This is a genomic window from Coleofasciculus sp. FACHB-712 (genome assembly GCF_014695635.1).
In the GTDB taxonomy this organism is placed as follows: domain Bacteria; phylum Cyanobacteriota; class Cyanobacteriia; order Cyanobacteriales; family FACHB-T130; genus FACHB-T130.
Map to the genome: position 1 here is coordinate 1 of NZ_JACJOQ010000110.1, position 11,249 is coordinate 11,249.

10 protein-coding genes are annotated in these 11,249 nt (G+C 48.2%); 5 read left to right on the top strand and 5 right to left on the bottom strand.

Annotation, left to right across the window (positions count from 1 at the left end; genetic code table 11):
• Nucleotides 1-198 precede the first annotated feature (198 nt).
• The 3 genes from H6F50_RS02700 to H6F50_RS02710 all read right to left on the bottom strand — a co-directional run bounded on the left by H6F50_RS02700 (nucleotide 199) and on the right by H6F50_RS02710 (nucleotide 2,244).
• Entirely contained in the window at nucleotides 199-492 is a 294-nt protein-coding gene (locus H6F50_RS02700; RefSeq protein ID WP_190426066.1) for a hypothetical protein, read from the bottom strand.
• Nucleotides 493-561: 69 nt separating this feature from the next.
• Complete coding sequence (locus tag H6F50_RS02705) at nucleotides 562-1,623, bottom strand: ABC transporter permease (protein ID WP_190414959.1); 1,062 nt, start codon at nucleotides 1,621-1,623, stop codon at nucleotides 562-564.
• A 108-nt stretch (nucleotides 1,624-1,731) separates the two neighbouring features.
• On the bottom strand, nucleotides 1,732-2,244 hold the full coding sequence (locus H6F50_RS02710; RefSeq protein WP_190426067.1) for an adenine phosphoribosyltransferase: 513 nt from the start codon (nucleotides 2,242-2,244) through the stop codon (nucleotides 1,732-1,734).
• A gap of 399 nt (nucleotides 2,245-2,643) precedes the next feature.
• Between H6F50_RS02710 and H6F50_RS02715 the strand changes: the two genes are divergently transcribed.
• Both H6F50_RS02715 and H6F50_RS02720 read left to right on the top strand, forming a co-directional pair.
• Nucleotides 2,644-3,270 carry a DUF3038 domain-containing protein gene (locus tag H6F50_RS02715; protein ID WP_190414961.1) on the top strand — a complete coding sequence of 209 codons (627 nt, stop codon included), beginning with the start codon at nucleotides 2,644-2,646 and terminating at the stop codon, nucleotides 3,268-3,270.
• A gap of 204 nt (nucleotides 3,271-3,474) precedes the next feature.
• Complete coding sequence (locus H6F50_RS02720) at nucleotides 3,475-4,872, top strand: DUF4335 domain-containing protein (protein WP_190414962.1); 1,398 nt, start codon at nucleotides 3,475-3,477, stop codon at nucleotides 4,870-4,872.
• 96 nt (nucleotides 4,873-4,968) lie between these two features.
• On the opposite strand, the gene mrdA is transcribed toward H6F50_RS02720, so the two are convergent.
• Nucleotides 4,969-6,765 carry a penicillin-binding protein 2 gene (gene mrdA / locus H6F50_RS02725; protein ID WP_190414963.1) on the bottom strand — a complete coding sequence of 599 codons (1,797 nt, stop codon included), beginning with the start codon at nucleotides 6,763-6,765 and terminating at the stop codon, nucleotides 4,969-4,971.
• A gap of 394 nt (nucleotides 6,766-7,159) precedes the next feature.
• Here mrdA and H6F50_RS02730 point away from each other — a divergent pair, with 394 nt between their 5' ends.
• On the top strand, nucleotides 7,160-8,287 hold the full coding sequence (locus tag H6F50_RS02730; RefSeq protein WP_190426068.1) for an ABC transporter ATP-binding protein: 1,128 nt from the start codon (nucleotides 7,160-7,162) through the stop codon (nucleotides 8,285-8,287).
• A gap of 92 nt (nucleotides 8,288-8,379) precedes the next feature.
• On the opposite strand, the gene H6F50_RS02735 is transcribed toward H6F50_RS02730, so the two are convergent.
• Nucleotides 8,380-8,580, bottom strand: coding sequence for a hypothetical protein (locus H6F50_RS02735; protein WP_190426069.1), 201 nt, complete (start codon nucleotides 8,578-8,580; stop codon nucleotides 8,380-8,382).
• Nucleotides 8,581-8,915: 335 nt separating this feature from the next.
• On the opposite strand from H6F50_RS02735, the gene H6F50_RS02740 reads away from it, so the two are divergent.
• Together H6F50_RS02740 and H6F50_RS02745 are read left to right on the top strand one after the other, a co-directional pair.
• On the top strand, nucleotides 8,916-9,953 hold the full coding sequence (locus H6F50_RS02740) for a spermidine/putrescine ABC transporter substrate-binding protein (protein ID WP_190426070.1): 1,038 nt from the start codon (nucleotides 8,916-8,918) through the stop codon (nucleotides 9,951-9,953).
• A 189-nt stretch (nucleotides 9,954-10,142) separates the two neighbouring features.
• A complete protein-coding gene (locus tag H6F50_RS02745; RefSeq protein ID WP_190426071.1) occupies nucleotides 10,143-11,003 on the top strand; it encodes an ABC transporter permease in 861 nt (286 codons plus the stop codon).
• Nucleotides 11,004-11,249: the final 246 nt, after the last annotated feature.

Genomic DNA, 11,249 nt, shown 5'->3' on the forward strand with positions numbered 1-11,249 from the left:
TGAAACGGATCGATTTCATAGAGTCCCTCTCTCCTAATTTGTCGAAATTAGCACTATTAAGATTTGTTGATCGGATCAGACGAAACAACTGCCTGAACGACCTCTCTTATTTGCTCAAATTTTGGAGCTTCTGACATCTGTACCTAGGTATACTTGCAATAAATCTTTAGAAAAGGCAATAGAAGTCAATAATTTGGCTTAACTTGGCGATAAAAACTGAATTTTGGGTAATAGTGGGTCTTCAACCACACCAATTCCCTTAAATCCCCACCGTTGCAGCAACCCTTTTACCTGGCTTCCAGAGATTGACTCAACAGCGAAGCGATCGCTAACATCTGGGGCATGGGCGTTGAGATAGCTTAGCGCATCAAAATGTTCGCCAAACATCAACAAATAGCCAGAGCTACTGGTTGAAGAACTTGTATCGGGTTGAGCTAAAAGATATTGACCATCAGCTCTCGAACGAATTAGGTAATAGACTTGGGAAAACATAGAAAATGCAAAGATAATAGGCTAATCCGTAATTGAGAATTGGACGGGAAGAAACCATTAGCCATTTCCTCATTTAAGATTTTCCAACTTAATTCTCGGATCGGCTACCTTAAGCAACAAATCAGCGATAAGATTGCCGACAATCAGCATCACCGCTCCCATAATTAAACTTGCCATGACTAAGTAAATGTCTTGGATAGTAACTGCCTGTAAAATCAACCGTCCTAATCCCGGCCAATTGAAGAAAAATTCGGCAATAAATGCACCACTTAACAAGCTGGCAAACTCAAATCCTAAGAGCGTTATTAGGGGATTAATCGCATTGCGGAGGGCATGAACATAAATCACTCGATCTTCGGGGAGTCCCTTGGCACGAGCTGTCTGGATGTAGTCTTGGCGGAGAACATCCAGTAATTCCCCTCTAGTAATTCGCTGCAAACCAGCAAAACTGGTGACACTCAGCGCCAGGGTGGGCAAAATCATGTGCCAACCGATATCCAAAATTTTACCGAACCAGGATAAATCAGCGTGATTGATGCTGGTTCTGCCACCAACTGGAAATAGGGGTGAAGTGTACTGGGCGAAAATTAGCAACACCAGCGCCGTGATGAAGCTGGGAAACCCTTGTCCGGCGTAGCTCAGCACTTGCAGGAGGCGATCGCTAGCGCGATTTTGGTTAACCGCACCGACGATCCCCAGTGGAATCGCGATCGCCCACGTCAGAATCACCGATGCGATCGCGAGTTCCAATGTCGCTTGGATACGCTCCCACAACAGCGATGACACCGAACGCTGATAGACAAAACTCGTACCAAAATTGCCATAGCGCAAAATCTGCCACAGCCACCGTCGGTACTGTTCAATCGCTGGTTTATCCAAACCAAACTGTTGCCTGAGTTCCTCAATTCGTTCCGGGGAAATTTTGGGATTCTGCCTCAAAGTATCTAAATAATCTCCCGGAGCCATCTGACTAATTGCAAAACTCAGCGTCGAGGCTAGAAACAAAGTCAAAATTGCCTGTAATAGCCGTTTTGCCACGTAGAGAAAAGTTTCACTTGTAACCAGCCTTTTGAGCCAATTTAAACTAGCTGTTAACCCATTCTGACCTGAAGAATTTCTAGTAGAAGTCATGAAATATAGAATCCCATATCGCCAAAATTTTTGTAACTTGCTAATCGCTAATTGTTTAATAGCTTGTTTTCCATTAGCAATTAGCAATTAGCCATGAGCAGTTGCTCCCTAATACTCAACCAGCGTCACAATTGGCACATCAGGAAGTCGTTGACGCCCACCTAAATCTCTTAGCTCGATGATAAATCCAAATCCTACTAAGGTGCAGCCAATTTTCTGTACCAGCTCAGCCGTTGCCGTTGCCGTTCCACCCGTCGCGATCAGATCGTCCACAATCAAAACACGGCTTCCGGGATGTAGAGCATCTTGATGCATCTCTAGGCGATCCATCCCGTACTCTAATTCATACTCAACCGTGTGAACAGCACCTGGTAACTTTCCAGGCTTCCGGACGGGGATAAACCCAACTCCCAGTTTGTATGCCAGAGGTGCCCCAATAATAAAACCCCGCGACTCCATCCCAACGACGTACTCTGGAGACAACTGGGCGCACTTTTCGGTTAAGGTTTCAATGGTGTAGCGCAGTCCTTCCGGATCTCGCAGTAGCGTCGTTATATCCCGAAACAGAATTCCTGGTTTAGGAAAGTCTGCAATGTCGCGTATCAGAGACTTGAGATCCATAGCAGCTCGTAAAAAGAGGGTTGTAGGTAAACTCGGTATCCGTTGCATCACAGAGGCAGGATCTCCCCCGGATGTGCAAGGATATACCTGGAAAATCGTACACTAGAAGGCTGCACGGTTTTGGAGCATTCCTAACACTCAAGAGCCAGCGGGCAGCTATTGAGGCGTGTGAGTAGTCGTATCTATATGATTCAAGTACAACCACCTCCAAAATCATCCACTTGCCCGAAGCTTCAATCCCGATCGCGACACCCTGATTTTAGTAAAATCCAGCTGGGCATATAAATAATCGGATAGCAGATGGACACAAATGTAACCGTCAAAAGTCATTGATTTCCATATGCAATTCGTTGTAGCCCGTGCGAGCCATCAACCAGTTCAACTGTCCTGCTATTTGGAATGAATCTTTCTGTGAGCGTAATGCCATTAAACAGTCCTCCACGAGAGTCAATGCCGCTGATTTTAGACAATCTCCCTGACCCACCGATTTCGTCGTCAAGTGGGTGTCCGCGTCGAACTCGGCTACAAATTGACCTGATGCTACTAGCAATAGAAGCCCTGGAATTGGGAGGGTCTGAAGCAATGCTGACAGTGGCGAAGGATTTGGAACTCCAGGGAATTATCAAAAATCGGGTACACCTTTGGCGAATCCGAAGCAGCAACCCGCTACGACGATCTTATACACGCCGTTTGCTAACCCTGGATGAAGCCAAAGCGATGGTGATCCTAGTCTGCCATCTAGCACGGCGGTTAACCGTGTTGATCCGGCAGCTGCTACTGGCTTATCAACAACTGCGTGACAAGCAGGTGCCATTAGAACATCATTTTCGCTTGTCTGAGTATTTAGAAAGGTTCCGCGCTCACTTCCGGAGCCGAATGAATCCACGACGCGCTGGTGTCGCCGCCTATAACTCTGATGAGAAGTTAAACAATCTGGCTATTGAGCTGTTAAGCGAGCTGCTATTTTGTACGGGAACGTCTGGAATGCAAAGATTTTGGAGCAGCCTTTTTGATGGAGAAGTGTAACTTTCATAGAAAAGGAGTAATCGGTAATCAAGAATAAGAGTGATGAGCATTGGTGTTGCGTTTTAAGACGAGAAGAAAGTTCTTGAATTAAAAACTCAACCCTCAAAACTTAAAACTTTTCCCGACTTACCAGTTACCAATTACCAATTACCTATTAGTTTTTTCCCGACTTACCAGTTACCAATTACCAATCACCAACTGAAAATGACTATTCGCCGTCCGTACAGTCTGCCTAACTGCACGCTGATCCTAGAAGGGTTAAGCGATGCTACAGCTGCTGGTCAGGTGGACACCCGACCCTTAATGTCTATCCTGGTTAATGCTGAGTGCCATTTTGCGGGTAAGGAGAAGCCATTAACGGGAGGACGTGACTTTTTTGAAAGCCTGGTGACAGCAGCCAGCAACTATGCTCAAGAATTCTTGAGTGGGGTGCCTCACTCCCATAGTCTGAAAGACAAGCCAAGCTTAGTGCAGTTTCAGAAAATAGATGCCCATCTGCATCGGTTAATTGTTGAGTCGCCGGGAAGTGGTGGAGACTCGACTCATAGTGGCGCATCCAGTGGGACAGCCACAACCCTCCAAGCAAGACAAGTTGATATCACGACGGTACAGCTGTTTGATTTGGTGGAGGCGGTGGATCAGTTCCTGGCTGATGGTCGCACCCTGCCAGACATCATGCTGTCAATCGCGCCGGTTCCGAAACGCTATGCGAAGGCTGAAGTGCCGGTGGCACAACGCGCCGCACCAGCAGCAGTTGGGGTCACGAGTTTGGCGTTGGCAGCGATCGCGTTTTCTAGGGTTCCCCCTCCCGAAGTCAAGAACCTCAAAGATCCCTTGCCCCAGCCCAACAGCTTAACGACGCCTGCTAGCCCTGTCTCGTCCGAGCAGCCGACAGCAAGCCCCACGTCATCTAGCGCTGAAGCTACCGACTTGGAAACCCTGGTGACAGCAGCACCAGAGCTGACCGATCCCACCCAGTTGTACTTCTTACAACGGAAACTGCAAAACAACATTTATCAGAAGTGGACGACCCGCCGCCAGTTTCGGCAAGACTTAGTTTATCGGGTGGGCGTAGGGAAAGACGGAGCTGTGGTGGGTTACAAGCCAGTTAACTCAGCCGCACGCGATCGCTTAGAAGAAACTCCGCTCCCAGAATTGCTCTATATCCCTGCCACTGGTAGCGACATCAGCAAAGAACCCCTGGCTCAGTTCCGGGTGGTATTTACTAGACGAGGCGTCCCCCAAGTGAGTCCCTGGTATGGGTATAAAGAAAAGCCCAGCCTCGGTCCAGAAATTACCGACTCAGCTCAGATAGAGAGTTTAGAAGCTCGGCTTTCCGAACAACTCAAGCAAAATTGGCAAGCCACTCCCAGTTTTCCACGGAGCTTACAATACCGTGTCGCCGTAAACAAAGACGGTGTCGTCGCCGATTACGAGCCACAGAATCAACCAGCCTTTGATTACGAGGATGAAACGCCCCTGCCTAAACTCTTCCAGCCGAGCAACTCGCCAGACGCTGTCCCACAGGAACCCCTCGCCCAATTCAGAGTGGTGTTCGCACCCAACGGCACCATCGAAGTTAGGTCGTTGCAGAGAAATTGAGAGCAGTCAATAGTCAGGAGCCAGTTGTGAGGAGTCAGTTGTGAGGAGTCAGTTGTTAGCCTTTCCTCTAAACACTAACAACTAACCCCTCACAATTTACTTAACGGGTTTAACAGGTTTCTTGACCTGAAAATAAGCCTCCAAAACTTTTAACACCATTGGGGCTGCTACCTTACCGCCGCCGCCTCCAGAATGTTCCGCAAACGCCACAACTACAATCTTTGGCTTGTCCGCAGGCGCATAGGCACCAAACCAGGCGTGAGACAGTCCTGGTGGAGCCTCTGCCGTACCACTCTTCCCGGCAACCGGGGGTAGCGTTGGCGCATTCACCGCTTTTCCAGTGCCGCTAGTCACAACGCTCCGGAGTCCTTGGCGCACCACCCTTAGCGTTTCTGGTTTCATATTCAAGGACTCTCGCCAGTTTTTGGACGCCTCATTATCTTTGAGCAGGTGGGGTTTAACTCGATAGCCACCATTTGCCGGAACCGCAAACATCACGGCAACTTGTAGCGGCGTCGTTTGCAAGAAGCCCTGACCAATGGACATATTCACCGTGTCTCCGATAGTCCATTCCTGCTTCAATCGCTTCTCCTTCCAGGCTGCATCCGCAACCAACCCCGGCAATTCTTCGGAAGCTAACTCAATCCCCGTTTTTTGACCAAAGCCATACTTCCGAGTCCAGTCAATCAAGGTGGGACCACCTATTCCTTTACCAATCTGATAAAAGAAAGTATCGCTACTCATCGCTAGCGCCCCAACAAATCCCAAGGGGCCAAATCCAGCATGGTTCCATTCCCCAAACCGAATCCCACCGACGGTTAAGTAAGGATAGGTTGCTAATACCGTATTCGGAGAATATTTACCCGATTCAATCGCAGCGCTCGCGGTGACAATCTTGAAGGTACTCGCTGGTGGAAAGACTCTTAAAGCGCGGTTGACGAAGGGGTTGCCCTTACTTTGTACTTTCTTCCAAGTTTCTGGGGTGATCCGCTTAGAGAAAACGTTGGGATCGAAGCCTGGGCGGCTGACCATTGCCAAAATTGCCCCATTGTTGGGGTCCATTGCCACGATTGCGCCCTTGCGATCGCCCAATGCCCGCTCCGCAGCCTTCTGCAAATCCAGATCCAGCGTTAACTGCACATCCTTCCCAGCCTTCGCCTTTTTCTGACCAAGAATCCGCAGCACTTGACCCGCACCATCTACCTCAACTTGTTGACCGCCCCATTCTCCCCGTAGCGGTTTTTCAAAAGCTGCCTCCACACCCATCTGACCAATCACATCACCCAAGCGGTAGCCTTGATCTTTCATCTTGGCTAGCTCTTCATCGTTCATTTCCCCCGTATACCCTAAGACGTGAGCGCCCACCTCAGCGTTGGGGTAGTTTCGTACCCCTTCAATATCCACCTCTACGCCCTCTAGTTGGCTCCTGTACTCTTCAAGTGCCGTAATTTGGGCAGGATTGATGTCACGAGCAATTCGTAACAGCGAGGTCGAGGTATAACCGGCTTTTTCTAGTTGCTTTTGAATTTCTTTCTCAGGAACATTTAACAGTTCCGAAAGGCGGCTGAGGGTAGCAGGCCAATCCTTCTGCTTGCGGGCGATGGGCCACAAAAAAACCGAGTGAGACAGCCGACTGCTCGCCAAAACTCTTCCCTTGCGGTCGAAAATGGTGCCTCGGGCTGGCTGTTTGGGAATCAAACGAATCCGATTGTTTTCTGCCAGCTGTCGGTTACGTTCCCCCTGAACCACTTGTAAAAAAACTAAACGAGCGCCAATCCCACCCGCCAAGAGTAAGGTAACGAGCAACATGATAATTACAGATTGGAGACGTCGGCCCACAGTTCGGGGGGTGGATTGACGCCCAATTGAGGAAGACCGAGCGATTAAGGTCATAGCAGGAGGCTGAATAAATTGGCTCTAAACAGGGAAACAAAAGGTATTTTGAGTGGGTGGCAATTCACAGAGGGATTGCTCCTACATAGTGTACCGTCACACTTCAATAAGATGAACTGGAGGTGTCCTGAAAATGAGTGCCGTGGAAATAGCATCCAGCACAGAGCGGGAATCACTTGTACTTTGTCATGTACTTTTTCAGGTTCAACGAATCAAAGAATGGCAAATTTTTAAGCGAATCGCAATCGGACTGAGTCCGACAGCTAAAATAAACCAAAGTTAGCAATCAACGCTCAACCAAGCATCACCGGCTCAGCCTTCACAAAACAGACGCGACGGCGTGTGTTGAGCAATTCAAACCTCTGTGGGGCATCGCCACTGGGAATCATCAACTATGTCTCAAACTTCTTTAGCAGAACAACGCTCTCCGGAGACTACAAATGAACTGGATGTGGAACTCCGCAAGGTTTTTAAGGTATTCAATGGAGAAACAGCAGTCCGGGGGGTTGATCTGGAGATCCACCGAGGAGAATTTTTCAGTATTTTAGGCCCCTCTGGCTGTGGCAAGACCACAACTTTGCGCTTAATGGCTGGGTTTGAAACTCCCTCGGCAGGAGAGGTGCTGATTCAGGGGCAGACGATGAACCATGTGCCGCCCCACCGGCGTCCGGTGAACACCGTCTTTCAGAGCTATGCTTTGTTTAGCCATTTGAGCGTTTGGGAAAATATTGCTTTCGGATTGCGGATTAAAAAGCGACCCAGGACCGAAATTGCCGAACGAGTGCAAGAAGCGCTGAAGCTGGTCAAAATGGAAACCTATGCTAACCGCTTTCCTTCCCAGCTTTCTGGGGGACAACAGCAACGAGTGGCTTTAGCACGGGCGCTAGTGAATCGTCCAGCGGTGGTTTTGCTGGATGAACCTTTGGGGGCATTGGATTTGAAGCTGCGTAAACAAATGCAGGTGGAATTATCCAATTTACATCAAGACCTCGGTTTGACGTTTGTGATGGTGACGCACGACCAGGAGGAAGCGCTAAGTCTCTCCGACCGGATTGCAGTCATGCGCGGGGGCAAGATTGAGCAAATTGGTTCGCCTACTGAAATCTACGAGCATCCCAAAACGCCATTTGTGGCGGATTTCATTGGGGATACCAATCTGTTTGAGGGGCGGATTGAAGCTTCTGACTACTCAACGCTCAAAGTTGTCACCAAAAGCGGTTTGCCAGTTGTGGTGCAGCCGTTGGAGCCTTGGGATGAGATTGGTGTCCAGGAGGTTGTGGTATGCGTGCGTCCAGAGAAGATTCAACTGAGTCTCTATCCGCCAGCGATGCCAATCAACTGCTTTGAAGGTCGTCTGAAGCACGTGATGTACATGGGAACTCATGTTCATTATGTGGTGGAGTTACTTTCAGGCGATCGCTTAACGGTTCGGCAGATGAATACTGTGGGAATTGAGCCTGCCTTGCATACCCCTATCTATGCTCACTGGGCAGCTACCGATTGTCTGGCAATGAATACTTAGAGCCAATGCAGCGATCGCTACCCGTACGTCTCCCGACATTCCCAGCAGCGACCGGGCTGAATGCAGTTTCTACAAGCGTTAGAATCTCATGGTCAGACCAGTGCGAGCGCTTGCTTTCGGGGAACCCGGTCAACCCATTGGTCGTTGGCTAGAGACGCCGGAAGCGATCGCTTCCGGCTACCACCAACCATTAAAAAGTATTCATTCCCATCGATGACTGCCAGCCCTTTGCTGCACTGATTTTGCGCTCCTTTCCCCCAGAACTTGAAAAATTGACTCAGCGACCGATTCAATCACTCCGGGGCTGTCTTCTCAAAGTCAGGATGACGACTGGCAATTTGAGAAACCCCTACAAATCTAATGTTTGCCTGTCAAAATACTGACGCCCGAACTAGGTGAGCCGCTCCCTATAGAGCAATCTGTAAGATACTGTTAAAGAGAAATTAAAAATTAAAAATTAAAACTAAAAAATCACCTTGATAGTTTTTAATTTCCTCTTCTAAATTTTGACGATTGACGTGCAATTTTGCTGAATCCCGTGCCTCCAACTGCTCAACGGACGAACCCACAACACTCAACACGACGTAGGTTTTTACAAACGTCAGCTGCTGCTACCCTCGGACTGGCAATGTCTGGTTGCGGCTGGACGCTTGCCCAAGTGCGCTCGGCACCCGCCAACTCTGATGCATCCAACAACAAGTTATTGTATCTCTACACTTGGGCTGGCTATACCGATGAGGATTTGTTAAAACGCTTTACCAAAGAGACTGGAATCAAGGTCATTGCTGATGTCTATGATTCCAACGAAGCGATGCTAGCCAGGATTCAAGCATTGGGAGGCGGGGACTACAGCATTATTTACCCATCTGACTATACGGTGAGGAAGATGGTGGAACTGGGCTTGCTCAGTGAAATCGATCGCTCCCGTGTGGTAGGTTTGGATCGGTTGTTTCCCCGCTTCCAGAATCCCGTCTATGACCCAGAAAACCGCTACAGCATACCTCTGAGTTGGGGAACAACGGGTCTCATTTACAACACCCAGAAGCTGAAGCAACCACCAGCAGATTGGAATTATCTCTGGGACAATCAGCAGGCACTTTCTCGAAGGATGACCTTGCTGAATGATGTTCGGGAAGTAATGGGTGCGGTGTTGAAAATGCTGGGGTACTCTTACAACTCAAAAGACCCGCAGCAGATTAAACAGGCGTATGAAAAGTTAATGGCGCTCAAACCGGCCCTCGCTTCTTTCACCTCTGATGCCTGGAGAACTCAAATTTTAACTGGGGATTTGCTGCTGGCAATGGGATTTTCATCCGATGCCAATGAAATTATTCCAGAAAATAAAAACTTACAATATCTAATTCCTCGGAGTGGTTCTTCGGTGTGGACTGACACACTGGTCGTTCCGATAACAGCTCCCAATCCAGAAGGAGCTTATGCCTGGATTAACTTTATGTTGCAACCTGATGTCGCCGCTCAGATTTGCGAACGTTTAAGTTTCGCGACACCCAATCAAGCTGGCTACAATCAGCTACCTGATGAAATCCGTAACAATCAAATTTTATTTCCCCCAGAGGCGGTACTTGCCCAATGCGAAGGCGTTGCGCCGCTTGGAAAAGTTGCCGAAGTTTATGAATCCTATTGGACTCGATTGACGAGCAGCTAACATTAAATAATCTTGAGTTTTGAATGATGAATCGAAGCAACAATTGATACTTCATATCAATCATCTTTCATTAATAACTCAAAACTCAAAACTCAAAACTCAAAACTTTTTTCTGTCGTGTCTACCCCAACGTCTCCTCCCTCTATCCCCAATCCCACTCCCTCTGATGGAATCGAATCGCCAGTGCTAATGGGCAGCAGACGCCCCGGCTTGAAGTGGTTGGAACCAATGGCGCTGCTGGGTCCGGCTGGTATCTGGTTGGGTTTGTTGCTAGTGCTGCCAACGCTGGTGATTTTTCAGCTGAGTCTAGTACCAGGAATCCGACCTGGGGATGTGGTGAATCCCAGCGGGTTCGATAACTATGCGCTGGTATTTCAGCCCGTCTATTTGCAGGTGATCGGGCGATCGCTATTTTTTGCAATTGGCACTACAATCGTTTGTCTTTTACTAGGATTCCCAGTTGCTTACTGGATTGGTCAAATGGCACCAAAACAGTGGCGAAATTTGCTGCTACTAGGCTTTGTCTTGCCTTTATGGACATCATCGCTGCTGCGTTCTTACGCCTGGATTACAATCTTGCGTCCTACGGGTGTCCTGAACACGATGTTAACGACTTTAGGACTTCCGGCTTTGGAGTTGCTGAACCAGAGTTCAGCCGTATTTATTGGGATGGGGTACAGCTATTTGCCTTACATGGTGTTAATTCTTTACGCTTCTGTAGAAAAACTGGATCGGCGGTTGCTAGAGGCATCTGCGGATTTGGGGGCAAATCCGATTGACACTTTTTGGAAAGTGACTGTCCCGCAAACGCTACCAGGAATTGCTGCGGGTTCTTTGCTCGTATTTATTAGCACATTAGGGGATTTTGTCGATCCGGAATTGCTGGGCGGTGCCTCCAGTATGACGATATCTCGCTTGATTTATAACCAGTTTTTAGGCGCAACTCAGAATTGGGGATTTGGCTCGTCTTTGAGTATGGTATTAATTTTTGCCGTCAGTATAGCGATCGCGCTTTTGATTAAATACGGCGATAGCACACCGCAAAAATAAGGCTTATATAGAAGGTGCGTTGGCGATAGCGTAACGCACCATTATTTTCAGAAAATCTCTAAAATTTCTGTTAAATATTCGCCATAGGTACTAGACAAGTATTGGCGCAAGTGCTAGTTTTATATAATGGGAATCTGTGCGCCCATATAAAGTATTTTTTGAATTTAATAATGATTGATTGGTCAGTAAGCGCTGACTAATTCACTGTATGGAATAACTGTAAGTTGGGTTGAGGAACGAACCTCA